This is a genomic window from Acinetobacter sp. SWBY1 (genome assembly GCF_002946595.1).
Lineage (GTDB): Bacteria > Pseudomonadota > Gammaproteobacteria > Pseudomonadales > Moraxellaceae > Acinetobacter > Acinetobacter towneri.
The window spans coordinates 213,166-239,385 of the sequence record NZ_CP026616.1 but is presented as its reverse complement, the minus strand read 5'-3'; the positions used below and the strand labels follow the sequence as shown (position 1 = coordinate 239,385).

Annotated in this window: 14 protein-coding genes and 4 pseudogenes; 11 read left to right on the top strand and 7 right to left on the bottom strand. The window is 36.6% G+C overall.

Features of this window, described 5'->3' with window-relative positions:
• Nucleotides 1–130: 130 nt before the first annotated feature.
• Entirely contained in the window at nucleotides 131–814 is a 684-nt protein-coding gene (locus C3Y93_RS01175) for a metallophosphoesterase (RefSeq protein WP_104851830.1), read from the bottom strand.
• A gap of 46 nt (nucleotides 815–860) precedes the next feature.
• On the opposite strand from C3Y93_RS01175, the gene C3Y93_RS01170 reads away from it, so the two are divergent.
• The gene (locus C3Y93_RS01170; protein ID WP_228153773.1) at nucleotides 861–1,271 is read left to right on the top strand and encodes a hypothetical protein; all 411 of its coding nucleotides are present in this window, start codon (nucleotides 861–863) and stop codon (nucleotides 1,269–1,271) included.
• On the opposite strand, the gene C3Y93_RS01165 is transcribed toward C3Y93_RS01170, so the two are convergent.
• Complete coding sequence (locus C3Y93_RS01165; RefSeq protein WP_005804963.1) at nucleotides 1,198–2,166, bottom strand: IS30 family transposase; 969 nt, start codon at nucleotides 2,164–2,166, stop codon at nucleotides 1,198–1,200. The two genes, C3Y93_RS01170 and C3Y93_RS01165, sit on opposite strands and share 74 nt — an antisense overlap.
• A 113-nt stretch (nucleotides 2,167–2,279) precedes the next feature.
• Here C3Y93_RS01165 and C3Y93_RS01160 point away from each other — a divergent pair.
• Both C3Y93_RS01160 and C3Y93_RS01155 read left to right on the top strand, forming a co-directional pair.
• A pseudogene (locus C3Y93_RS01160) lies at nucleotides 2,280–2,540 on the top strand (integrase core domain-containing protein); the annotation flags it as partial.
• Between the two features lie 81 nt (nucleotides 2,541–2,621).
• Entirely contained in the window at nucleotides 2,622–4,577 is a 1,956-nt protein-coding gene (locus C3Y93_RS01155; protein ID WP_000693745.1) for an alkyl/aryl-sulfatase, read from the top strand.
• Nucleotides 4,578–5,618: 1,041 nt separating this feature from the next.
• On the opposite strand, the gene C3Y93_RS01145 is transcribed toward C3Y93_RS01155, so the two are convergent.
• Both C3Y93_RS01145 and C3Y93_RS01140 read right to left on the bottom strand, forming a co-directional pair.
• On the bottom strand, nucleotides 5,619–11,003 hold the full coding sequence (locus C3Y93_RS01145) for a DUF4011 domain-containing protein (protein ID WP_075696592.1): 5,385 nt from the start codon (nucleotides 11,001–11,003) through the stop codon (nucleotides 5,619–5,621).
• Nucleotides 11,004–11,581: 578 nt separating this feature from the next.
• A pseudogene (locus C3Y93_RS01140) lies at nucleotides 11,582–12,394 on the bottom strand (IS3 family transposase); the annotation flags it as partial.
• Nucleotides 12,395–12,633: 239 nt separating this feature from the next.
• On the opposite strand from C3Y93_RS01140, the gene C3Y93_RS01135 reads away from it, so the two are divergent.
• Complete coding sequence (locus C3Y93_RS01135; RefSeq protein WP_004278529.1) at nucleotides 12,634–13,620, top strand: IS110 family transposase; 987 nt, start codon at nucleotides 12,634–12,636, stop codon at nucleotides 13,618–13,620.
• A gap of 31 nt (nucleotides 13,621–13,651) precedes the next feature.
• On the opposite strand, the pseudogene C3Y93_RS01130 reads toward C3Y93_RS01135, so the two are convergent.
• Nucleotides 13,652–13,912, bottom strand: a pseudogene (locus C3Y93_RS01130) (transposase); the annotation flags it as partial.
• Between the two features lie 121 nt (nucleotides 13,913–14,033).
• Between C3Y93_RS01130 and tnpA the strand changes: the two are divergent.
• From tnpA to C3Y93_RS01095, 7 genes and pseudogenes are all read left to right on the top strand, one after another.
• Nucleotides 14,034–14,417 (top strand): IS66-like element accessory protein TnpA, encoded by a 384-nt coding sequence (gene tnpA / locus C3Y93_RS01125; RefSeq protein WP_104851828.1) that lies wholly within the window; start codon nucleotides 14,034–14,036, stop codon nucleotides 14,415–14,417.
• Complete coding sequence (gene tnpB, locus C3Y93_RS01120; RefSeq protein ID WP_046880033.1) at nucleotides 14,414–14,749, top strand: IS66 family insertion sequence element accessory protein TnpB; 336 nt, start codon at nucleotides 14,414–14,416, stop codon at nucleotides 14,747–14,749. Before tnpA ends, tnpB begins: the two co-directional genes overlap by 4 nt.
• 74 nt (nucleotides 14,750–14,823) lie before the next feature.
• A pseudogene (locus C3Y93_RS01115) lies at nucleotides 14,824–15,585 on the top strand (IS66 family transposase); the annotation flags it as partial.
• A gap of 211 nt (nucleotides 15,586–15,796) precedes the next feature.
• The gene (locus C3Y93_RS01110; RefSeq protein WP_075696603.1) at nucleotides 15,797–16,438 is read left to right on the top strand and encodes a hypothetical protein; all 642 of its coding nucleotides are present in this window, start codon (nucleotides 15,797–15,799) and stop codon (nucleotides 16,436–16,438) included.
• Nucleotides 16,428–18,617: a hypothetical protein gene (locus tag C3Y93_RS01105; protein ID WP_075696604.1), complete on the top strand. Its 2,190-nt coding sequence runs from the start codon at nucleotides 16,428–16,430 to the stop codon at nucleotides 18,615–18,617. Before C3Y93_RS01110 ends, C3Y93_RS01105 begins: the two co-directional genes overlap by 11 nt.
• Nucleotides 18,610–21,669, top strand: a complete 3,060-nt coding sequence (locus tag C3Y93_RS01100) for a tyrosine-type recombinase/integrase (protein WP_075696605.1) — start codon at nucleotides 18,610–18,612, stop codon at nucleotides 21,667–21,669. Before C3Y93_RS01105 ends, C3Y93_RS01100 begins: the two co-directional genes overlap by 8 nt.
• 95 nt (nucleotides 21,670–21,764) lie before the next feature.
• The gene (locus C3Y93_RS01095) at nucleotides 21,765–22,511 is read left to right on the top strand and encodes an IS5-like element ISAba31 family transposase (RefSeq protein ID WP_087662167.1); all 747 of its coding nucleotides are present in this window, start codon (nucleotides 21,765–21,767) and stop codon (nucleotides 22,509–22,511) included.
• A 318-nt stretch (nucleotides 22,512–22,829) separates the two neighbouring features.
• On the opposite strand, the gene C3Y93_RS01090 is transcribed toward C3Y93_RS01095, so the two are convergent.
• Both C3Y93_RS01090 and C3Y93_RS01085 read right to left on the bottom strand, forming a co-directional pair.
• Nucleotides 22,830–24,548, bottom strand: a complete 1,719-nt coding sequence (locus tag C3Y93_RS01090; RefSeq protein WP_045796738.1) for a GMC oxidoreductase — start codon at nucleotides 24,546–24,548, stop codon at nucleotides 22,830–22,832.
• 114 nt (nucleotides 24,549–24,662) lie between these two features.
• Complete coding sequence (locus tag C3Y93_RS01085) at nucleotides 24,663–26,108, bottom strand: coniferyl aldehyde dehydrogenase (RefSeq protein ID WP_045796737.1); 1,446 nt, start codon at nucleotides 26,106–26,108, stop codon at nucleotides 24,663–24,665.
• Between the last annotated feature and the right edge of the window lie 112 nt (nucleotides 26,109–26,220).

Sequence of the window (26,220 nt, the reverse complement as noted above, 5' to 3'; positions counted from 1 at the left end):
TACCCTATTGTTTTTATTAAACTAATTAATTTTTTAAAATTACAGGATACAAGCTAGGATACATGATTTAAATGTTGTTTTTTTAATCAATTAAACTTTTTTCACCACCCCCCCTACCACATCACCAAGTTCATTGGATTTTTACAATACAAAGTTTCTTGGTAAAAGAGGAACCAACATCAATATAATGGCAATTATCGATTTTCGTATGTTCTTTTACGATCGTATGACCTAAATAGATTTCATCGATATTTTCGACGATATCATATTGGTTTGAATGATTACGTATTCTCCCCCTACCCCAAAGTGCATTTGAATATGTTGATACGATACCTGGAATTTTATAGTCACCTTTGACAATATCTTCCTTAAAAATGTTCCAATCATGAATATCAATGTCGGCATGAACAACACCTACCTTTTTATGTTTCAGCTCAACTTCAATCACTAAAGGTAACTTTGTTAAACGATCAACAATTCTCTGTCGCGTCTTTTGAAATTGTCTATAAAACCATGCTCCACCATTCCTTGCATGCATGTCTTTCATTTTAGGATCATACTGCCCTCGAATACACATTTCTTCATGATTACCGCGCACAGTTAAAAACCATTTTTGATCGAGTAATGAAATACATTCTAAATTTTCATTACCTCTATCGATGAGATCACCTGTGCAGATCAGTAGATCATTTTCAAAATCAAAATTATTTAGATGAAGCTCATGCATTAGAAGACTATAAGACCCGTGAAGATCTCCAACGATATAAACTGAATTATAATTTTGGTTTACAAGTATCTTTATTACATCATTCATGCTATGAATAAAACCTTTTTACAAATTTTGATTACCATTATAGAACATGACCCATACAGCTTCTAATACATTGCAAGATATTGTTATTTATACAAATAATAAAATTTCACTTGATTTTTATAAGCCATTTGAAGATGGACTAAACCCTATATTATTTACAGTTAAAACTTTAGAACAAATCCCAAGAAAGACTGAAAATAAAATCCATATTGTCATCTTGGAGTCCTGTGATGAACTTAGCAATCTACAAATAAATTGCAATAAAATTCATCTTATCATGCCGGCATTTTTAAAGAATAAATTAAAAAATGATCTAAATGCTCTAATATTTGAGCATGACCAATCTATGTCATCCCAACAAGCTTTGGAAAAGCTGGGCGAATTCAAACATGAGGTGCGACAGTTTCAAAAGCCATATGATAATCAACAAGCTGAGCAAATTTCTCTAATGGTGTAAGCCAATCTAACGCCTTTCTAGGACGAGTATTCAGTGACATGGCAACTTGATTTAAATAATGCTGATCTGCCTGATTTAAATCAATCCCTTTAGGTAAATATTGCCTAATTAAACCATTCATATTTTCGCATGTGCCTTTTTGCCAAGGTGAATGTGGGTCACAGAAATATACATCTATGCCTAAATCTTCTTCGAGTATTTTATGTTCTGACATCTCGCGTCCACGGTCATAGGTCAACGTTTTACGCAGTTCTGCAGGTAAATATTTCAGAGCTTCAGTTAAAGCCTTGCGCACTGATTCTGCCTTTGCATCAGGTAATGTTGCCAAGATACAGAGCCGTGTATTTCGTTCAATAAGTGTTGCTATCGAACTTTTATTGTCTTTACCTTTAATTAAATCAGCTTCCCAATGACCCGGTATTTTTCTTTCTTGAACTTCGGCTGGGCGCTCATGAATAGTTTTAATATCCTGTAATATAGAATCTTTTTTAGGTTCACCGTTAGCTTTTCGCTTTTTATTTTCATGACGCAGACAGGATAATAAGTCTTTTTTCAACTCACCCTTTGGTAATGCTCGTATCGTTGAATAAATCGTTGTATGGCTTACATTCATTGTTTGATCCAAATCAGGAAATGTCTTTAAACGCTTTGCTATTTGCTGAGGAGACCATAAACAACGGATCGCTTCAACAATAAATTTCCAGAGGATTGAATCGATTTTGAGTTTTCTGTGACCACGTCTACGTCTAGCGAAGGTGTTATCAGAAGCATATCGAGCTTGATAAACGTCATTGATGCTATTTCTTTTAAGCTCACGATAGATCGTACTAGGATGTCTTTTAATGAGTTCAGCAAATTTTCTGGCTGAAAAGCCTTCTTTTCTTGACTCAAGCATTAATGCAGTACGATCTTCAAAGTTAAGATGATGGTATGACAATTTTATATACTCCATAAACCCTTTAAATTAATTAGGTGGTTTATGTCGCACTTCAAGTTTTACTCTGCCATGTATTGAAATCAAATGACATCCAAATCAGCATGGATGGTAAAGGTCGATGGGTTGATAATGTGATGGTTGAACGATTATGGCGGAGCGTTAAATATGAAGAGGTGTATCTCAAAGCCTACAGCAATGTTTTGGATGCGAAGAAGCAATTAAACGCATATTTTGAATTTTATAATTTGAAACGACCTCATTCGAGTCTGGACAAAATGACTCCAGATGAGTTTTACTATGACCAGCTACCACAACAAAATAAGGTAGCTTAACTAGAGCAGAGTATCACTTATAAATAAGCTTTTAGTTGTTCAAACATGTGGGACCACCTCTATTTAAAAAAAGGAAAGAAGATGAAAATTAAGTTTTTAACAGTTTCATTGATGCTTATTCTGCCATTTTCTGTTTTTGCAGCAAATACTGTAGTAGAAAAAGCGGTCATTGAATCAAATAATACATATAAGGCGAAGTATAACTTAGAGGATATGACTGAGTTTAATCAGGCTCAAAAGGGCTTTATTGCCAAGCCAACAGGTCAAATTAAAAGTGAGAAAGGCAATGTTATCTGGGATTTTGATGCATTTAGTTTTTTACAAGATCAAGCACCAAATACCGTTAATCCCACTCTATGGCGACAAGCAAAATTAAACAACAATGTTGGGCTATTTAAAGTAACAGATCGAGTTTGGCAAATTCGTGGTTTTGATTTGGCAAATATGACCATCATTCAGGGTGATACTGGCTGGATTATTGTGGATACATTAACCTCTAAAGAAACGGCTGAAGCAGCACTTAAATTTGCTAGACAGCATTTAGGTGAGCAAAAAATTTCAGCCATTATCTTTACCCATAGCCATATCGATCATTTTGGTGGTGCATTAGGCGTTCTTTCTAGCGAAGAAATTAACGCTAGAAAAACTCCAATTATTGCGCCAAAAGGCTTTATGGAAGAAGCGACCAGTGAAAATGTGATGGCAGGTTCAGCCATGATACGTCGTGCGACTTATATGTATGGAACTTTTCTACCTAAAAATGCGGAAGGATTGGTGGATACAGGTTTAGGTAAGGCTGTTGCTGTGGGAAAAATGGGCATCCTTGAGCCTACACAACTGATCACTCAACCAGAACAGAAAATGACGGTTGATGGCTTGGATTTTGTGTTTTATAACGTGCCGGGTTCAGAAGCACCAGCAGAATTAACGTTCTCTATCCCATCATTGAAACTTTATAACGGCGCAGAAATTCTATCTCATACCATGCATAATCTTTATACCCTTCGGGGTGCTAAAGTCCGTGATGCCTTAAAATGGGTGGGCTATCTAGACCAAGCAATGCAGCATGCCAAAGCATCCGATGTATTGATTGCACAGCATCATTGGCCTGTCTGGGGCAATGACAATATTCAAGATTTTATTAAAACCCAGCGAGATGTTTATAAGTTCACGCATGATCAGACGGTGAGATATATGAACTCTGGTTTTAATGGCGCTGAAATTGCCGAAAAAATTAAGCTTCCAGCGGCACTTGATCAAAAACTATATGCTCATGGCTATTATGGAACCCTAAAACATAATGTAAAAGCAGTATACCAATATTATATGGGATGGTTCGATGCCCATCCTTCCAATTTAGATCCATTACCCCCTAAAGCTGTTGCAAAAAAATATATTGAGTTAGCAGGTGGGGAGAACAATGCATTGAAAAATGCGCGGGATGCCTACGCTCAAGCTGACTATAGATGGGCTGCCGAGATTTTAAAACATATTGTGTTGAATAACCCTCAAAACCAACAAGCAAAAGACTTATTGGCGAATACTTATCGTCAATTGGGCTATGCTGCTGAGGCTTCAACTTGGCGTAATTTCTTTTTGGTGGGCGCTCAAGAGCTACAAAATAATGTACCCCTACAAAATACTTCTGATCCGAGTGATTTATTGATTCATACACCAACTGAAAGATTTCTTGAAGCTATGGCGACAAATTTAGATGTGGAAAATTTAAAAAATGAAAACCAGTGTATCAATCTGGTTTTGTCGGATACCAAAGAGCATTTTTCATTATGGGTTGAAAACTCAGTCATGCAGTTTAAGCGTTATGATGAAAGTAAAGATTTGGCATTGGATTGCCCTACATTAACCTTAACCAAGCCCTTATATCTAAAAATGATTACAGGTCAAATAGAAGGGGTAAAAGTCCTGCTTTCTAAAGACAGTAAAGTCAAAGGTAATCCACTGAAAATTGGAAAATTCTTTGCAATGTTTAAACGTCCAGATTCAATTTTCCCGATTGTGACTCGACCAAATGGCTAAGCTCAAATAAGTAAAGTCGAAACTTAAATTAATAGATCCAAAGAAATGGGTGAAATTATCAACTTGGTTCTCCCAATCTTATAACAGGAATACAAGAAATTATTTCTTGTATTCCTCTTTAAAATTAAAAGTAAGCTATATGTATTTTAACTCTATTGATACTTTATTAAATGGTTTTTGAATTTTTATACTTTATTTTCGATGGAGATATTTTTATTAGTAGCTTGTTTAAAAAAGATTTGTTTATTTTTCTATTAATTGCTTCTAAATAATAACTTCAATATTTTTGTGGTTAAAAGGCAAGGGGGTATTATGATGTGTTTTTTATTGAAAATAAGCTTTTATATTGCATCCCAGATTTTTTAGCATTCGTGCATAATCTGCGGTTGAAATACAATGATTAGCCATCCTTTAACAAAAAATAGATTTTTGCATCAGTCGCCTTAAAAAATATATTAGACCTTGCATTAGTCAAAATTTAAACAGCCACAAACTATATTTTATAAGGTTTTAACCAATTCAAAATTAGGTAAAAGCATACTCCGCAAGGTCTATTGTTAAATATTCTATTCATGAAAAAAATCTGGGGAATCATAATGTGAATTTTGCATAGCTACATCTAATGGACAATAAAAAAATTGCACCCCTGGAATTTTTGGACTTCCATCTCGATTTTCCAAATGTTTTTCTAGTTTAATATGGCTTTGTTGCACAAAGATTTCATAACTATATGATTTTAAAAGTTTTGATTGTTTTTTGATCCAAAATTAAATTTATTTAAATCAGATGCTTACATATTTATGCAACAAAGCCCTTCCCATCTAGAACCGTCATATAAAACAACCACTCTGCCCTCGTATTTAATCTCGTGTATATCACCGACTTTGTGCTGTCCCATCCCAAATAAACGTAAGCCCCACTGTAATATAGCCTGCTGTTCAGATTCAGAAAGACTAAAAAATACCAGATGCCGCAATTTCCTCAGCTCTCATTAACTTTTCTATTTCAAAATTCATATTTACCACCATTGTTAAAATTTACTTAAGACTTAATGATCTCTTTCACTGTGATTTTCACATCACCACTTGGCAAAGATAAGGTTGTACTGTCATCTATCGTTAGTCCCATTAATGCTTGACCTAAGGGACTATTAACATGTGTAATACCTTCCTGGAAATTGTTAAGATTATTAGAAATCTTAACATTCATTATTTTTTCAGGATGCCTACTATCCAAATATCTCACCAGATCACCCGCCTCTATTATTTCAATAATATTATCGTTTGATTCATTTTGTGTTTCAAATTCAAGTAAATATTGCTTCTCAATATTAATGCTTGTCGGCCGTGTTATTTGGGTATTAATAGTATCTTGTATATCAACAGCCGGTTTTAATACTCTCAATTTTTCCAACAAAATTTGCATTTGTTCTTGCGAATTTTTAAACCAGTCTGTTGACCAAATCCGATGTATATTCCAACCCAAACTTTCTAGAATTTGTTGGCGTAAACGATCACGATCTCTACTAGATTTTGCAGAATGATAAGTTGCACCATCGCACTCAACTGCTAACAAATATTCTCCTGGATTAGCTGGATTTTTGACAGCAAGATCTAAAAAGTATCCTGCAACACCAAGTTGAGGTTCACATTCATATCCATGCTTCTCAAGCGCTTTAATGACTGCTATTTCAAAGTCACTATCAGGTGCTTTGCCAGTTACTTTTTCTTCATGTAAAAAACCAGTTTCGCAGTATCTTAAGAATGCCTTTAATGCAGTTACACCTTTACTACTTGATTCAGATGATAAAATATCAGATGAATTCATAGATGAAATTACATGCATTCTCTTCTTTGAACGGGTAAACAGTACATTGAGTCGTCTCCAACCTGAACTTTGGTTAATCGGACCAAATCTTTGAAATACTTTACCCCCAACCTGTGACGGCCCATAAGTCATGGATATGACAATAACATCTCTTTCATCACCTTGGACATTTTCAAGATTCTTAACAAATACAGGTTCATGAGATTTCATTTTTTTATCATAAAGATCCTGCAACCTAGAATCTTTTGATAGTCTGAGTTCTAATTGACTTTCGATTTCATCCCGTTGCTGACTATTCATCGCAACTATACCAATTGACTCTTCTTTATCTTGAAGAATTAATTCACATACTTCATCTACAACACTTTGTGCTTCTTTATAGTTTCGCCCTGAATCAAATATGCCAGATGCCTTCTTATATCGGATACCAAGTTCTGGAGAACTTTGGATAGGTGATGGGAACAAAACAAGGTCAGAGTCATAAAAGTATTTATTAGAGAAGGCAATTAATGATTGATGACGCGAGCGATAATGCCAACGTAAACGCCTCTTCTTAAACATTGAGACTGAATCTAAGATACTTTCAGCATCCTCTACTCCAACAAGTTCATCTTCATTTGCATCGTCAAAGTTAACTGATGTGCTGAAAAAGCTTGTAGGTGGTAATTGTTTTGGATCACCGACAATAATTGCACTTTTGCCTCTAGCTAATGCTCCAATCGCATCTTCTGGCAAAATTTGAGATGCTTCATCCATCACAACCAAATCAAAATCAAAAAGTCCTGGCTTTAAGTACTGAGCAACAGACATAGGACTCATCATGAAACATGGTTTTAATGCTTGAATTGATTTAGGTGCTCTTTCTAGCAAAGACCGAATTGGAATATGTCTTGTTTTTTTTGAAACCTCTTTTGCAATTAATGAATATTCTGTTAAATCAGATACTCTACCATAAGCAATCCCTACAGGAACATCGACTGATGAGGCATTACAAGCAATCTGCTTTCTTTGTAATACTAGTAATTCATTATCATAATTCTGAAAATTACTAACCATAGTCGATAATTCTATACCGTTATATTTTTGAATCAGTGTATCTGTATTAATAATATGCTTTGCTAAAGAACTATATAAAGATAGTTGCACCACGTCAGCAACTGAATACCTCTCTAATTCGGCATTTTCCAACTTTTTAATAATGCATCTTAAACCAGAATTTTCAGCTTTATTCTTAATAGTATGGTAATTACTCCATGTAAATAACCAATCTTCATTCTCTAAAGCTAAATTATTTCTTTTTATCGTTTCAATAAAAGAATTTTTAAGCTGATTGGTCCAATTTGCTTCAACATTAGAATGCTCTTCAAATTGTTTTCTTCTTATTCCTTCATTTTTGAAATGATGAGAGATTTCATCTAAAGATTTTTTTAATCTTTGATAACTTTCCTTATCTGATATCTTAGATAGTTTCTCTCTTAAAATTCCGAATGAATCAGAAATTATATTTAAAAGCTTAAGAGTCTTTTGAGCGCGATTTAGTTCAGCAACATTAATATCCCCTTTTAAATCATCAAAGCTCCATTCTTTAGACAATTGAGGATAATTTTTTCTAATTTCATTAAATCGAGTTACTTTTACTACATTAGCATCAAATAAAATTAATTCATTTTCAATACGAGCTAATGAAGATTCTTTATCAATAATAAAGGGCCCAAGTTTTAATTTTAATTCTTTAAGAGAAATTAATGTGCGAGAAATCTCACTTTCATCATCAATAATTTCGTGGACGTTTCTCAAATGACTAATTTTACTTGCATATAAAGTAGAAAAGCCCTGCAGTAAATTCAATAAATCTTTAATCTTAGGTGCAACTTTACGATCATATTCTTCAATGATAGATTTTACTAAGTGACTCTCTAATCTTAATATAGCAGAACCTATCTTCACCTTCTCATCAAAACCAATACCATATTCATGGCGAACGCCTTTGTACCAATCACGCAATGTTTTAATATCATTTAATGGCGTATTAACTCCATCATACATATGATTTAATATTTTATATTTATCATTCAATTTATTTGCAGAATCAATACCTTTCTTAAAATCTATTAATTTAGAAAAATTATTTTGTATTTCAATAAGTGGAGTACCTTCATTTTTACTGATACCTAATATAAATTTTCGAGCGCTCCACCAACGCATCGTAAAATATTTAAAAAATCCACCTATACATATATTTTTGTAATTTATCTCTAAGTCTTCCACACTAGGCAAGATCTCTAATTTGTACAGTCTTTGACAATCTTGATAGTTTTGATGCAACTGTTTAAATATTGGTTCAAAATCAATTATAAACTGATCAATACCAGATTCATCAAATATTTCATTTCTATGTTTTAGAAGATCAAATGGCAACCCTTTTAAATGTCCTACCAATATCTCCATAGCTTTAAAATTTTCTTCTGAATATCCAAACACCTTCTTAAGTTCAGAAGGAATATTCTTTTCAATTAATTCAATATCAGGCTTTAAATCCAACAAAGCAGTCTTAATTTTTTCTAGTTGGTGTATCGCTTCATCTATATCTTCTAAAGTGATACTTTTATCAAAAGCTTTGCTTTCATTTATCAAATTCCTAATGATTTCAACTTCACGAGAACTTGACTCTCCAAGATATTCTTTGTTAATTACCGCAACAATTACTCTGTAGTTTTTATTAATTTCATCATACAAATGAATGTATTCAGATAGTAAACTAATATTATCGATTTGATCATTAATTAAATGATAAGATATTTCCTCATCAAAATTTGGTAATTCTTTTGCATTATTAGTTACTCTTTCAACTAATTCTAAATTCACATCATCACTAAAAAAAAGCTCAGAAAATAAACGTTGTATTACTGTTAATTCATAGTTCCACTCTTTAAGAAAGTTCACAATTTCTGCTTTTTCAGAATCAATTAAGTTTACCTTATTAACCCCAAACCAATAGTGTTTATAGATCTCCTTATCAGGACATTGATCCCGAGTTTGTATAAATGAATTTTCTAACAATTTCCCCCAATCAATATAGCTTTGGATATCATCCTGATTTAATGTAGTCAAATTTAAATTATCGATTAATACATCTTCAGGATTTATATCCAATAAATTCTTGAAGTAAGTTGCTTTTGTTAAAATTTCATGTGCTGTATATTTCGTCTCTCCCCACTCTTTATTAATTCTTTTTACATATTGATTTAAATAATTTTTACTTAACTCAAGTTTGTTTTTTGTGATTTGTATTTCATGTATTTTAGCATAGTGCCTCAATTGCTTATATTGTTCATTTAAGTCATGTAATATTTTTAACTTATTAGACTTATGACTATGTAATTCTAAACAGAATCCACCTAATCCAGCTTTATCTAGTCTATCTTTTACTACATTTAATGCAGCCATTTTTTCAGCAACAAAAAGTACTTTCTTGCCATCATTGATTGCTGCAGCAATTAAATTTGTAATTGTTTGAGATTTACCAGATCCTGGAGGACCTTCAATAACTAAGTTTTCCCCCTTTACGGCATCGATTAAAGCACTATGTTGAGAACTATCAGCATCGTAAATGATTGGGAATTTTTCATGGATATCTTCTATATCATCAATTTCATATTCAGAGTCGAAACTATGAGACTGACTTTCTTTGGCTACCTTACTAAATAATTGTTTAATAACTGGATGATCTTCTATTGAATACCCTTTAGGCCAATTCGTAGGATCAAGATCCTGATACATTGCTTGCTTAGAAAAATTTAGCAAGCACAGACAGACCTTGCGTTTAATACTCCAACCTACTTCATGAGACAAAATATTTTTTTCAATTAAGTCAAAATAATCTTCTGGCGTACTTTCTTCATCCAATAAAGGCAATTCTAAGCCAAATTCATTTTTTAACTTTTCATGTAATGTAACGTTACTTAATAATCCTTCATCTGACATAGATAATTCAAAATTATCATAGCCCCCATGTTTTGTTTTTGGCTTTTTTTCAATTTTTACAGGTAGAGTGAAAAGTGGAGCTAACCGTTTCAGATTTGAATCTTTACTTTCAGTCCATTCTAAAAAACCAATCGCAATATATAAAACATTCGAACCTGTTTCATTTATGAATGATTCGGCTTGTTGTCTAATATATTTAACTCGAGTTTCTAAGTCCTTTGGATAAAGTAAACTCTGTAAAACATGTGTATTTTCAGGTTTTGATGAATTACTCGTATAATTGTGACTCAATTCAAAACTAATCTCATAACCTAAATGCTTTGCCCAAGATTCAACACTTGGTCCGTGATCTTTAATACCACTACCATTCTTTTCCTCCACCCCATAGTAGCTCTTGAGCTCTGCATCTAATGGTTTAGGAATTGGTAGTAGATCTATTATTTTTCTGTCATTTAATGCTTTGAATATAGAGTTTGGTGTAGTTTCAATGAACTGAAGGCACTTACCACGTGGAAACTTATAATTTAACAGCGAATTTCTTGAACTTAAATCCAATAGTCTCTTACGAATCGACTCCAATGAATCATATGCAAATGTTGCTGTACCCTCGGTCATTTAGTCTAAAAACCTCTAAAATTCAAAAAAATATTTTTACATTGCTCTTTTATGATAATAATTTAGCATTTTTTTAATAGTTGATAAACCTGTATACCTAAATGATCATTTCACTCTACGCTGGCGTTTTTCTCAAACTGGATCTTTAACATCTCATCTCATTTTCTGTCATGGTCACCTCGATTTGGCTCATAGTAGTTTGGGCATATCGGGGGGCTTGTGAACCTGATCAGAGTCATGCTGGGTAACTTTCGAAATGATACAGCCAGTAATGGAATGATTGGCTTAAACAGAATGCATGTTAATCAAAAAATGTCAGCTGTTCTGTTTTTTTACAAGTAAACTTTCGTATCTTAGTAAAGTAAATCTATAAATATTATGTTCTGCCTGACACCCACGCTTATCTGGATTTTTAAATGCTACGGCTATACATATATTTTTAACCAACTTAGGATCTTCTAAAAAAATATTGTCTAACTCTGTACTTAAAAAGTTCTGCCATTGAATAAGGAAATCTATTTCAACATCGATATTAGTATGGTAATCCTCCCATAAATAACCGAAGTTAAAAGTAGAGGTTAAGCAGCCATTAGAGGTGGCTTTCCTTTGTTAGCTTGATGTGGTCTTTCATGGTTGTAATGCCACAACCAGTTTGTTGCATAATCTTGTACTTCATCCAAAGTATCAAATAAATGCTTGCTCAGCCAACTATAACGTATGGTCCGATTATAGCGTTCAATATACGCATTCTGCTGTGGCTTACCCGGTTGAATATATTCAATACGAATACCGTGCTCAGTAGCCCAGCGCACAAATTCGTGACTGATAAATTCGGGACCATTATCGCATCGGATCACTAACGGTTTTTCTCTCCACTCCAGCAATTGATTCAACGTACGAATAACCCTGATTGTGGGCAATGAGAACCCTGCTTCAATGGCTAGGCCTTCGCGGCGGTAATCATCAATCACATTCAATAATCGAAACTTGCGACCATCGGAAAGCTGATCATGCATAAAATCTAATGACCAAACCTGATTTTCTCGGATTGGTTCTTTCAATGGTTCAGGCGCATGCCGTTTTAGTCTTCTTCTCGGTTTAATACGCAGATTCAGTGCCAACTCACAGTAAATGCGGTAAACCCGCTTGTGATTCCAGCAACAACTCTCAACATGCCGTAAATACGAGAAGCACAAACCAAAGCCCCAATCGGAATTTTCCTCAGTGAGTTCAATGAGCTGTTCAGCAATGAGTGCATTGTCATCGCTGAGTTTGGCTTGATAGCGGTAGCAGGTTTCACTAATGCCAAATGCTTTACAAGCCAAACGAATACTAATGGCATGCTGGGCAACTGCCTGTTGTGCCATCTTACGCCGGCAAGATGGCTTTACCCTTGCGCAGCAGTGCTGCTTGTATCTTGATTGATATAGTGATTAGCTACCACTATACGCAAATTGTAGAGTTTGGAGTGCTGCTAAAATCTTAAATTTGAACCTGAGATAAAACCTACAATTTGCCCTTATCCCTCATACAACTCTGAACGGTAACTAAGCACTTTGATGCTGTATTCACAAGGTAAGATGATGGTTAATGGGATAAAAATCATAGCTTAAACTCAAGGAATATCACCATGATTATGCTAGGTATTGATGTCAGTAAAACCAAAATAGATTGTTGCATTTTCCCTCAAGGTTTGACTGGAAAAAGAAAAAATAAAATATTTACTAATACAGAAAGTGGCTTTGGCAGTCTGCTCAAATGGCTCATCACTCTTAAAATTGAACCTGATCAAGTGACAGCAATCATGGAAGCGACTTCGGTTTATCATGAGAATTTGGGATATTATCTATATGATGCAGGTGTAAAGGTTTGTGTGGCTAATCCTTCACGAGTAAGAGCCTTTGCCAAAGGCATGTCCATGCTAAATAAAACGGATAAAGCTGATAGTGAAGCTCTTTCACGTTATGGTTACACCGCAAAGTTAATCATATGGCAGCCTGAACCTGAAAATGTCAGATTATTAAAAGCTTTACTAGGCAGACGAGATGTCTATCTAGGTAGTCTATTGCAGGAAAAGAATCGACTTGAAAAGGCGCAGTCCACTCATACCTCCGTTGTTGTGATTAAATTACTTGAAGAGAATATTGAGTATTTAAATCAGCAACTTGAACATATTGATAAGTTAATAAATAATCACATAGATCAAGATCCAACATTGAAACAGGATTTGAAATTACTGCAAACTATTCCTTCAATCGGTGAACGATCAGGCTTATTACTGTTGGGGTTATTTCATTCGCACAAGTTTGAAAAAGCAAGTCAAGCTGCTGCATATGTAGGTTTGGTTCCAGTACATCAGTTGTCTGGCAGTTCAGTCAACAAGCAAAGTCACTTATCAAAAGCAGGTGACAGTAAAATACGCTCAGTATTGTATATGTCAGCATTAACAGCGATTAAATATAATCCACACATTGAAGCTTTATATCAACGATTATTAAGCCAGGGTAAAAATAAAATGTGTGCTTTAGGTGCTGCAATGCGCAAGCTTATACATCTGTGTTATGGCGTTTTAAAACATCAGACTGCCTATCAAAGAGATTATTTATTGGTCGAATAATATCAAAACCTGATTGACTACCAAGACGGTATCTCATTGCCATCGCTTCCTGGATGATTTCGGCCTTTAATCGCTCTTCCGCATACATCTTTTTAAGTCTGGTATTTTCGGCTTCTAGCTCTTTCAGTCGAGCCATTAATGATGTATCCATACCACCATATTTGGCACGCCATTTATAAAAGGTAGCATTACTCATGCCGTGTTCACGGCAAAGGGTCGCTACAGGTGTGCCAGATTCTGCCTGTTTCAAGATGGACATGATCTGACTATCAGTAAATTTAGATGTTTTCATGCAGAATCTCCTGCTCGTATCTTAAGAGAAAATTCGTAAGCGTCCGCTGAACACACCTTCTGAATTCATCCTATAAGCCTTAATTTAGTCCCCACTTAGAAACAAGTGGGGACTTAAATTTATGACTACAAATAATCAGACATCCATCGCATCTCTTGCGAAAAAACGAAGAACATACAGTGCTGAATTTAAACAGCAGATCGTTCAGGCTTGTAAAGCACCGGACGTTTCAATTGCTTCAGTCGCTTTGCAACATGGATTGAATACAAATCTTGTATCCAAATGGATTCGCTTAATTGATGCTAAGCCAGGGAGTGATCGCTCACCACTACCGAATAAACCTGCATTTATTGCCTTATCTTGCTCTGCACCATTAGATCCTACTCCTACTGACATGTTAAAAGTTCAAATTACTTTACCCCACTCAAAAGCAAAAATTGGCTTGAAATGGCAAGTATCGAAAATATCTGCTTTAGCAGAATTACTCAAGGTACTTGCAACATGATCCGCATTGATGAAATCTGGCTCTCCACCCAACCTCTGGATATGCGAGCAGGGATGGATACGGTCATGGCGCAGATTATGAAAGCCTTTGGCTCAATCAAACCGCATTGCGCCTACCTGTTCTGTAATAAACGTGGCCATCGTATGAAAGTGCTGGTACATGATGGACTGGGCATCTGGCTGTGTGCCAGGCGGCTGGAACAGGGAAAATTCCACTGGGCTCAAGTTCACCAAGGTGAAACCGTGGCCCTCAACCCGGAACAGTTACAGGCATTAATCCAAGGTTTGCCCTGGCAGAGAATTGGATTGCAGCAAGTGGTGAATATGCTCTAAACCAGGCTCGGCTATTCTGCTATTCTCCAAACGTTCTATTTCCTCTGCGTCATGACCTCAGGCATACTGCGGTCATGAATACGCTGCCTGACTTAAGCCAACTGACCCATGAACAACTGCTGGAATTTACCCGGCAGTTGGCGCTGCAGCATCAGTCTCTAGCACAATCAAACCAGCAATTAGATGCCAGAGTTCAACATCTTGAAGTCACCAATCAGCAATTAGATTCTAAAGTTCAACATCTTTCCATTCTCAATCAAAAATACGAGCATGAACTCGCACTATTTAAACAGCACAAATTCGGCAGTAAAAACGAACATCTCACTGCAAAACAAATCCACCTGTGGGATGAAGCGGTTGAAGAAGATATTGCCGCGGTTGATCTAGAACTGGAACGGCTAAATGCAGATAAAACCGATGCAGTGACACAGAAAGCCAAAACCAATAAACCTAAACGTCGACCACTGCCAGATCATCTACACACCATCCGTATTGAGCATGAACCTGCATCAACCCAATGTGCTTGTGGCTGCCAACTCCGTCGTATCGGCGAAGATGTCAGTGAAAAACTGCATTTCAGACCGGCACAGTTCTATAAGGAACAGCATGTGCGTGGTAAATGGGTCTGTGATCAGTGTGACACCCTGACTCAGCAAGCGATGCCCGCCTATGTGATTGATAAAGGCATTGCTTCACCTGAATTGCTCAGCCATGTTTTGGTATCGAAATATGCCGATCATTTGCCGCTGTACCGTCAACGTCTGATCTATCAGCGGGCGGGAATCGAACTTTCTAGATCAACTTTATCTGACTGGATAGGTCGCTGCGGTGTAGAAAATACAAAACTTAGTAAAACCAGCCACATTCAATAACTAATAATCAACAACTTACACAAAAATATATCTAGCTCTGCACTAAGCATATTATTTTCAAAATCTGAAATTCATCAAAAACCATCCACATTTATAACCATTTTCTTGATCTTTTTTTTGAAATTGATTTTTTAGCCATGTCTTTATTTACATTACTAAAATAAGGAGCATAAACATGGCATCTAAACACTCAAATCAGAAGAAATACGCTAAAGCTAAGTTTGACTCACATCAGGTCACCCTTACCCCATACCCACCTTTAAGTAAAATTTACAATTGCTATGCACAAATCTTAAAGGCAGCAAAATTGCCTTCAATTTATCAGCCTGATATCAAGTTACTTTATCCCTCAAAAATTTCAGAGAATGAGTTCTTCGTCTTGGATAACTTCCTGCTTCTATATACTTCCAAAACACAAAGTTTATCCATCAATGCACGCTATATTGTGCAAACCGACATTGACCTACCTCTGCTCAAATATCAACTCAGTACACGCTTATTCAAATTAATCACTGAGCTTAAAATTGATATTAAATGTATTAATCCAAATAGCGTACTACATACATTCAATGCTTCACTTTCTAAGCATGCGATTTATGACCTAAATGCACTTCACTCTGAAAAACCACGCTGTGAGTTATCGCTTGATTTGCTCGCAAAACTCATCGGCTGTAGTCGTAATCAGCTCTTGTATCAACAAAAACAAATCCACTCTAGTTACACCGACAAAATCCAGCAACTTACGCAAAAGTGCGCAGCGCTCAAACATCTTGAGCCTAACCCAGAACTATTTTGGAGGGCTCAACATGCAAACTAGGCCATTAATTCAGCGTCTTTTAGAGAAAGAATTCATACATGATGACTATGCTGAAATGCTTGAGCAATACTTAGACGGCATACCCCTTATCCCTGAATTAAAGCAATTATTAACACTCGACATCAAAGCAGAGCCGAATCATCAGGATCAACGGACACTTTTTTTACCTGCTCCACCTTCTGTTTCAGCACATCCTATTTGTGCCTATATTTATTCAGTACAACAGCACTCACAGCATTCAGTTATACAGCAATGGGCAGTCCACAATTTACATGCTGCCTGCATTCTTAAATCTATTCCAAATGCAGGTAAAAAAGACCATCAAACCACGATTATTAAAGTACTTGATCGATTTAGGTTAGCAAATGAAGCTTATGCTGCATTACAACTAGGAAATCAACTCAATAAGTATCAGCAAGAGTACTTATGGCTATGGCAACAACTTCCTAGCGTTAAAACACCATTAGCTGACCTCGTCAAATATTTACGCCTTTTAGAAGCTAATCATCAGCTCAATCGCTTTCAGTATTTACTACTACTTGATATACGGCGATTTTATGATTATGTATTAGCACTCAAACCCAAAAAAAATTATTCAGCACCACCCAAACACATAGATGAACCACATTATCTAGATGAGCACGGCGCAATTTTATGCTGCCCACAGGATATACCTCAGAAAGAACATCCTGCACTCTTCTTCGAACAATTACAGGACGAGCAGCCCAAACAGCAATACTCACTTAATACAGCACAAGTATCACCTTTAGCCACTCAATCCAGTTTTCTACAACATAAAATTAGCCAACTCACACAACAACACATTATTAGACAGCAGCATGATTTTACGTGTAGCAAGCATTACCCTGACTTCAACAGCCTGAGTTTACTTGTAAAGCATTGTCATGAGCACTATTTAAACAACATAACTAAAAACAAAGCATATCTTTTTATCCTACTGAGCTTTCTCACTGGGGTACCTATTGAACAATGGCTTAATCTACAAACAAATCAGCGCCGTGCCCTAAATAAACGACAACAACTCATTTTAGAAAACGATCAATATTTTCTACGTTCCAAATTCACGCTGTTTGAGGACCCTGCTTTTGAATACAAAGACCAATTGCTTAATCAGGTTACCCATTTCGACTTACCCTTAATTAAGGAACTTATACTTGGTCTAAAGCAATCTCCAATAGTGAGCCAAGACCAAGTCAACCAGGCATTAAAAAAATGCCGTGAAGAACTGTTTATTCCATCTTTATCAACTAAAAAAATAAGTGTTTTACTACATCACTGTATTTACCAACAAACCAAGAGCCAGCAATTGGCTGACATACTCACAGGCATTGATGCAAATCGATCCGTTTCTATTTCATATTGCTCATACCCTGTGTATAAATTACATCAAAATTATCAAGCAACTGTGCAACAACTATCACACGACTTGGCCGCAAAGCTTCATATTTTTGCAGATGATGAGCAACTAAGATTTGGTAGCTGTAAAGCTCCCAAGCCAGCGACAGTGACGGCAATATTTGCTTACTTACAACATCAGATCATTCAAGCTCAACACCATGGACAAATACTTGAAATGTTCAATCACTATAATGTCTGGCTTTGGCATATATTATTATTTTTCAGTGCGGCTCGACCTGTAAGTGAATTCCCTGGTTTTTTAAGAAATTTTGATTTAAAGCTTCAATGGCTTTGGGTTTCAGATAAAGAAATACATACCAGAACGAATGATGGTCGCTTAATTCCCCTCTGTGATTTTGTAGTGAAGGAAATCCACCAATTCATTACCTACTTAAATGAATTCCAACAACTGTGTCCAGAGCATCAACCGCACATTCAAGAAATTTTAAGCAGTAAAAAACCTCTTCTCAGTGTTTACCAACATGGACAATGGCAAGCCCTCACCCCTCACCTTGTAAGCCAATTTACCCACTTCATGCAACTCGAGCATGCAAATTGGCTTAGACATACGACTCGAGCTTACCTTACCTCAAAAGCAGATGAAAATTTAATTTTAGCTGCGTTTGGACATGAGCAGAATCAACAGGAAATCGGGCAAAAATTCTCAAGTCTGTCTCTTCAACAATATAAAACCCTCGCTGCTCATCTTAACGACATGCAACACACTTTTAAAATTGATGGAATGTATGAACATGCTTAAAGAAAAACACTATGCACATGAACGCCGTACAAAGAATAGAGATCAAAAGCACATAAAAGAGCGCTTACAAATTCAAGCAATCATCGATGAATTTCTATCGTTCGAACAATTACAGCAAGCACAACAATCAGAAGGAATACCATCCCTCTTTAACCAAGTAACTCAGCATCTAGATCAACATAAATTTAGCTTTTCTCTAAGAAGCAGATTTTATCAGCATTTCCGCAAACAAATTATTCAATACAATCGAAATCTTCAAACAGACGTACCTTTACCAACTCACCACCTAGTTTCTATTCAACGCACACCATTACTATTCAATGAATCGTGGCTAGATGATTCAAAATTCATAGTACAAATCAAAGAAAAGCTTTTAAGATATTGGTACACGGCAGATGGTTTTACAGCGGATGAAAGTATAGGAAATATCCTAATCTGCGCAATCCTGTATGGCGGAATCTCTAATCTTTCCAGCCTAGAAGCATTGTTAGAACATTTAAAAGAACAAGGCCCGATTTATCAACTTCAAAAAATACAAATACCCCTGATCTTTCTAGAACCTCAATCGCCGCAATATGGTGATTTATATGATCCTAAACAAACCTTGAGGAAATCTCGAAATTTTGTACCAGACCGGCTAACACAGCTCTGGATTACTCGATTTAAAACACAATCAATAGATATTCAATACGATTGCTATACTTATATCCGTTACATTTTTAATGCCTTAGAGCTTTCTTTTAACCAGAATAAATTTAATCAGCTTTTACAAGCCTCAAGTCATTCATTTATGCAACTAGACAAGGTCAATTTAAGCCCTGCGCTTGCACTGTGTTTAACTGAAGAAATAGAAACCTGTGGCTTAAGTCCAAGTGCTTTTAAACGCTATCTCTCACCTCAGCTAACACTTGACCACTCCTATCAAACTGAAGAACCACAGCCCCAAAATATCAACGACAAAGCAAAAGAGGAAAAATTACACACTGAGGATCCGCTTGAGGCACTCACTGCTTTGCATAAACAAATTTTGACGTTCTTCAAAAATACTCATAAGACCACCTCAGATCTATGTAACCTTCTGCATAGCCAACATGCCAATCTTCCAGAAAATGCCAAACGGCTTGGGCTTTGGCTATTTAGCTTATTTCGTCCGACTACAGAAGATATTAAGCAAATCACAGAGCTTTATCAGCTCGATCAAAACAAGTACTTGCGCTATATCGCTCAACAACAAAAAATTCGTCATTCCTCAATTTATAGCTATTACACCAAGTTAGCAGAGACATGGTTACTACATAGCACTGACTTTATAGAAGAATCCAATCTCAACGACCATCTAGACGTGATCTACAACCGCATGTTAAACGGCGTCGGTAAATCTAAATCACAAAAATTCGCACTTTTAAAACGATTCCATCAATTTCAACAAATGCTATTCAATGCTGAATCATTTCCAATGCAGACCGAAGGGCAAGATTTCAGCTCACCAAAAGCTGAAATCATCTCAGGAAAAACCTTCAAACATCTACTCGTTCAGCTTGCACACTATCAAAACCCACGTTATACGGTACATGATTTAGAAATGTTAAGTATCGTATATACGATAGCTTTTCGCACAGGGATGCGCATTAATGAAATTCTCGGCTTGCGAATCAAGGACGTTGAAGGCGTTCAAGCTAGTTCCATTTGGATACGTCCATATCGTTCGAAGAAACAACAACATTTACTGAAAACAGATAGTGCTGAACGTAATCTAAACGTCCAAATTCTACTTAGCGAAGAAGAGCATCTTAAGTTTCAGAGATACTGTAAAACACGCCGTATGGCTTATACACCAAATCAATATCTATTCACGCTGTGGAATAGCATTGATCGACTAAAACCCAACTTGGTAACCTTTCCTTTTCAACGCATTCTCCATGTAATTCTGCCAGAACACAGATATTCATTTCATTCTTTACGGCACTCAGCAGCAAATAACCTCGCTATGATCTTGAATATGAACTACGAGTTTGTAGCTGCCTTCACGGACTATTCAAACGATCATTACCACTTGATCCGAAATGGGTTATTACGCTCGAAAACACCACAAGATTGTTGGTATCTACTTGCTCACTTGCTCGGTCATATCGAACCCACAGAAACTTTTCGCAGCTATATACACCTATCTTATTTAATGGCCGGCTATCAATTGCGTCAATTTGACCCAATGATTAGCTCTGCAGTTATTCAAAAAATCTGCCTAACACCAATAACACCGTTGAAACATGTTAAGGAAAGCTATCTCAGTAGTTACGATAATCAAATGATTCAAGCAACCCATGCAGTTTTATTGGACGCAGTACAGCAATCAAGTTTACTTCCGCAAAAAATAGATGCTCATCCACTCACTGAACATCGTTACATTTATGGCACTAGTCAATCTGGGTATTCGTATTTAATGATTTCAAAAATACTCAAAGCATTAGATCAATCTTATACACCTGAGCTTCTTTCTCAAAAGTATAACTTTCCAATTGAAACACTCATGCTCTGGCAACAAAATATACTTAGGCTCAAAGAACTCAAAAATCGCAAGAACCGGCCTCGCTTCATTATTGATGCTGATAAATCACAACGCATACTTCCACATATTGAAACAATGGAAGAAAAAATAGTCTTAGAATATTTTTTTAAACAGCTCAACCAGCATAGTTATAATGATATCCATATATTAAATGCACTAGCAATTTTTGAAATGAAGGCTAACATTTCACACGCGGGATTAATCTTTAACAGTGCTGAAGTAAGACTAGCAAATCGATTTTTGACAGGTATTTATTCTTTATTTCCAGCAAAATATTGGCAGATCGCTCTACCCCTTAAAATCTCACAAGATAAGCTTACTGAAAAACTGCAGATTAAATCAATACCTTACCGAATGAACAGCAGTTTAAGTAATGCTTTTAAGCTTGAGCTAGTATCCCAAAACAATGGAAAGGCACTAACCGTCTTACGCTATTGCATGTTGGTTTTACTGATCCTATGTACGCCGTCGCAACCTAGATCATAAGTTGACAAAAATAACTAGGGTGTGTTGACACTTTTAGCTTAAAAAAATAGCGAAGTAGTAAAATCAAATCGCCAAACCCAATTTTACTATTCGCTATGCCTCGTACCATGCTGACAGATCAACACTGGCAAAAGTTGAAAGTTATTCTGCGTAATTTATCCATTCACCACAACTCAAATTTACGCAATTTTATTGAAGCTATTCTCTATAGAATTAGAACAGGCTGTCCGTGGCGAGATATTCCTTCTTGTTTTGGTCATTCAAACTCTATTTTCAAACGTTTTAATCGTTGGTCAAGCAGCGGTAAGTTACTTAGATTATTCAAATTGCTAGCCTCATGCCCCGATATGGAGTGGATTTTTATTGATGGCTCTCATGTACGTGCTCATCAACATTCTGCCGGCATAGCGAATCAATCTATTTCTAAAAGTGTAGGAGGAAACTCCTCAAAAATACATTTGATTGTTGATGCACATGGCAATCCTATTGATTTCATAATTACCGATGGGACCACACATGATGTTAAAGTTGCACCTGATTTAATATCAACATTAGATTTAAAAGAGACAAAAGTGGTATGCGCAGATAAAGGCTATGATTCAGAACCACTGCGTGAACAGATCAGGAAAACAGGGACTAAAGCGAATATACCAAAGAAAACGAATAGCCAATCTAACAATGACCATATGGACTGGTATTTATATAAAATCAGGCATTTAGTTGAAAATATGTTTTGTAGATTAAAGCAATTTAGAGGAATAGCTACTCGATATGACAAGCTCAAAAGAAATTATCAAAGTTCTGTTGCTTTAGCCTGTATATTTTTATGGCTACCTTTATAGGGTTAATTATGAACAGTAAATGTCAACAGACCCTAGTCATATTTTATAACAAGAAAAAATAAACCATGGCTTTTGGGTTTATGAATAGACTCAATAATGCCCCCCAATTACTCATTGATCGGTAAAAAAGGTAAGACAGCTTTTCGCTCTCTTCTTAGCTTAGGAATTTCTGAATTATAGCCCATAAAATCAGCAACGCCCTCTAACGCTGTCATACAGCGTTAGAGGGATAATGATCTCAAGATTGTATTGCTTGGGCTGTCTAATTTGCCGTATTAGACACCATCACCATCACCAGCCCAAACCATATCCACTTTTTTAAGCATTGCTTAATGCACTGGCTAAATCACCAGTACCCTTCAAGTCAGACACCTGTCCCTCCAAAGGCTGACTAAATTCAATACGCTGAATCTTTGCTGCCCGCTCTGCGGAGAACACTGGGATTTGACTCATCGCAAATTCAGACAGTGCGGTAATGGTTAGTGAGGGATTCACACCTAAATTCCCAGGTACAATCGAACCATCTAATACGCGTAAATTTTGATAACCAAAGACTTGACCAGTGAAGTCCACAACGCCATTCGACTTGTCATTGCCCATCGCGACACCACTCATAATATGTGCTGTCGTTGGCGTTCCCAGTAGAATTTCAGTAAGTGCAGAACCAGGTTCTCCACCTAACTTTTGTGCAATCATTTTAGTGGCTTCTTCAGCCGCAGGGAATGAAACGGTGAGTGGCGTGTCCCCTTCTTTTTGCACAGCAGTGATACTATTTTTGAACAGTCGATACCACTTTCTACGCCATTCAAAATGAATGAATGCTTCAGACTTTTGCATCACCAATAAAATGATAGAGTCTTTGGCTTTACCCTTATAACGCAGTACTTTAAAGGTTTTTAAGGGATGTAACAGTGTATTGAACACAAACTTCATAAAGCGCATAAAGCCCTGACCGGTCACCATCGGCACGTATGGAATATAAATCCATGAAGCATCCGCACCTTCAGGGAACCGTGTGACCTCAATATTGGTATCTGCATCGACCGAAATAAAAGAGCTGATTGCTACCCCATCATCCAGTTTTTTATCTGTGTTGTTCACTGTGGTCAGAGTTTCCGAGTTCGTCCGAACTTCCTGTCCCAGCAATGAAGAAATATTGGGTAAAGTCTTATACTGATCCCGCATTTTTAACAACATCGGTACCGTACCCATCACCCCTGCAGATAACACTACCCCACGACTGCGCAAACTATATTGACGAACATTCTTACCTAAAGTTTCTTTGATAATGATTTCATAGCCTTCACCACCATCCTCACTCAATGGCATAATTTTGAGGACTTCAGAACTTGGACGAATTTCTACCCCATTACGTTCAGCAAAATACAGGTAATTCTTCATGAGGGTGTTTTTGGCATTATTACGACAGCCCAACATACAACTGCCACAATAAATACAGGAGTTACGATCTGGTCCATCTCCATTGAAATACGGATCTTTCGCTAATTGTCCTTCTTGACCAGCTACTTGCGAAAAGAAGACCCCCGTATTCACCGTTTTAAATGAATTTGCATATCCAATTTCACTCGCAACTTCTTTTAACGTGTCGTCTGCAATATTGGTATAAGTATTATTCGCTGTACCCAACATACGTTGAGCGAGACCATAAAACGGCTTTAAGGTGTCTTTCCAGTCTTTACGAATCTTGGTCCATGCCTCCGACTCAAAAACTGCATCAGGTGGAATTAAATGTACATTGGCATAAATTTGTGAGCCCCCACCAACGCCCACCCCATGCAAAATGGTGGTTTTACTGGTGAAAGTAAATTGCATCGTACCTCTGAATCCCAGTTCAGGTCGCCACAAATAGTTTTTTGTGTCTAAATTGGTGGTTGGAAAATCCTTGTCTTCACGGCGTAAGCCTTTCTCCAAAATCAGGACTTTATAGCCTTTTTCACTGAGGCGTAAAGCACTGACCGATCCACCAAAGCCTGAGCCAATCACGATTTGATCATAATCAAAATCTTTATTATTCATACTATTAACTCCTTTAATAGTTTTATTTTTCTGTTTTTAAATACACTAATTCCTTCACTTCAAAATATCCATCTTGAAGTGAAAAGTGATGTTGAGGTTTTAAAATTTAAGCGCTTATGACTTCATGCGAATCAATAAATTCAACAGCCAATTGGCAAATTTTCCATACGGTGGCGCGAGAAACTTCAAACTCGAAAAACCCGCCTGATAAAATACAGGGCGCATTTTAGAAAAAGTCAAAAAGCCTTCATAACCATGATAGTGCCCCATCCCGCTGGCACCGACTCCACCAAAGGGTAAGTCATGCTGCCCGACATGAAATAAGGCATCATTGACCGAAACCCCGCCCGACATAACTCTGCTGATATAAAAATCGATTAAACTTTTGTTATTACTAAATGGATAAAAAGCCAATGGACGATCACGCTGCACAATATAGTCTACTACCTCTTCAGGCTTTTGGTAGGTTTTGACCATCAAGATCGGACCAAAGGTTTCACGCGTATCAATTTCCATCTCATCATTACTGTTCAATACCAAAGTCAGTGGAAATTTTCGTGTCGCAGCATCTGGTTCTTGCTGATTTAAATTAATCAAACTGGCCCCTTTGGCTTCAGCATCTGCCAAGCTATGCACTAAGCGCTGAAATGCACGCTCATCAATCACAGAAGTATAATCTTTGCTATGAATATCAGGCACATGTTCCTGAACCCACGCTGCCGCGGCTTGAATAAAAGCTTGTAACTTCGACTCATGTACAAATAAATAATCGACATTGGTACAAATTTGCCCCGCATTAAACTGTTTCACAAACATAATGCGTTCTACAGCTTTCTCAATAGGGTATTCAGGATCAATCACCGCAGGAGATTTACCACCCAACTCCAAAGTCACTGGCGTCAAGTTCTGTGCTGCAGCAGCCATGACTTTACGCCCTGTCGCACCAGAGCCAGTAAACATCAGGTGGTCAAACGGCAATTTTGAAAATGCGATGCCTACTTCACCAGTCTCATCGAAAATCTGTAATTTTTCCGCTTTAAAGTATTTGGGACTTAACTCAATCAGTAATTCAGCCAAATGTCTTGAATTTTCAGACATTTTAACCATAGCGGTATTTCCCGCAGCAAACACAGCAGATAATTGCGAGAACATCAAATTGATGGGGAAATTCCACGGCACAATAATTCCAATCACCCCCAGCGGCTGCGGAATCACACGGTTTTTTGCACCAAAATACAGGCTATGATCGACATGTCGTTTTTGTACTTTGGTCCAGTGTTTCAAGTGTTTGATGCTGCCGTTTATGTCATCCGTGACAGTTATAATTTCTGCTAATAAGGTTTCATGGCGTGAACGATTTCCATAATCACGATTCAAGGCGTCAATAATTGCTTCACGGTGATTGTTAATCAATGCTTTTAAATTCAGTAAATGTTGCTTGCGTTGTTCAATCGTTTCAATGCCTTGCTGATGAAAGCTTTTGCGCTGTAATTGAAAACAATCGTGCAATGTCTGTTCTATCACTGTTTGCTCGATATGAGACTGAACCGTAAGTTGCATATGCTTTTCCTTTCACGGCTAAAAATGGTGATTCAATACTTCTTTTCTATGTTGGTTGAGATAATCTCTTATCCTACTTTAACAAATGACTTGAATTATGCTTGACTTTTTA

What these genes read in the sequence shown, in the direction of transcription:
- C3Y93_RS01175 (WP_104851830.1), bottom strand. Translation starts at nt 814, where the DNA reads ATGAATGATGTAATAAAGATACTTGTAAACCAAAATTATAATTCAGTT.
- C3Y93_RS01170 (WP_228153773.1), top strand. Translation starts at nt 861, where the DNA reads ATGACCCATACAGCTTCTAATACATTGCAAGATATTGTTATTTATACA.
- C3Y93_RS01165 (WP_005804963.1), bottom strand. Translation starts at nt 2,166, where the DNA reads ATGCTTGAGTCAAGAAAAGAAGGCTTTTCAGCCAGAAAATTTGCTGAA.
- C3Y93_RS01155 (WP_000693745.1), top strand. Translation starts at nt 2,622, where the DNA reads ATGAAAATTAAGTTTTTAACAGTTTCATTGATGCTTATTCTGCCATTT.
- C3Y93_RS01145 (WP_075696592.1), bottom strand. Translation starts at nt 11,003, where the DNA reads ATGACCGAGGGTACAGCAACATTTGCATATGATTCATTGGAGTCGATT.
- C3Y93_RS01135 (WP_004278529.1), top strand. Translation starts at nt 12,634, where the DNA reads ATGATTATGCTAGGTATTGATGTCAGTAAAACCAAAATAGATTGTTGC.
- tnpA (WP_104851828.1), top strand. Translation starts at nt 14,034, where the DNA reads ATGACTACAAATAATCAGACATCCATCGCATCTCTTGCGAAAAAACGA.
- tnpB (WP_046880033.1), top strand. Translation starts at nt 14,414, where the DNA reads ATGATCCGCATTGATGAAATCTGGCTCTCCACCCAACCTCTGGATATG.
- C3Y93_RS01110 (WP_075696603.1), top strand. Translation starts at nt 15,797, where the DNA reads ATGGCATCTAAACACTCAAATCAGAAGAAATACGCTAAAGCTAAGTTT.
- C3Y93_RS01105 (WP_075696604.1), top strand. Translation starts at nt 16,428, where the DNA reads ATGCAAACTAGGCCATTAATTCAGCGTCTTTTAGAGAAAGAATTCATA.
- C3Y93_RS01100 (WP_075696605.1), top strand. Translation starts at nt 18,610, where the DNA reads ATGCTTAAAGAAAAACACTATGCACATGAACGCCGTACAAAGAATAGA.
- C3Y93_RS01095 (WP_087662167.1), top strand. Translation starts at nt 21,765, where the DNA reads ATGCCTCGTACCATGCTGACAGATCAACACTGGCAAAAGTTGAAAGTT.
- C3Y93_RS01090 (WP_045796738.1), bottom strand. Translation starts at nt 24,548, where the DNA reads ATGAATAATAAAGATTTTGATTATGATCAAATCGTGATTGGCTCAGGC.
- C3Y93_RS01085 (WP_045796737.1), bottom strand. Translation starts at nt 26,108, where the DNA reads ATGCAACTTACGGTTCAGTCTCATATCGAGCAAACAGTGATAGAACAG.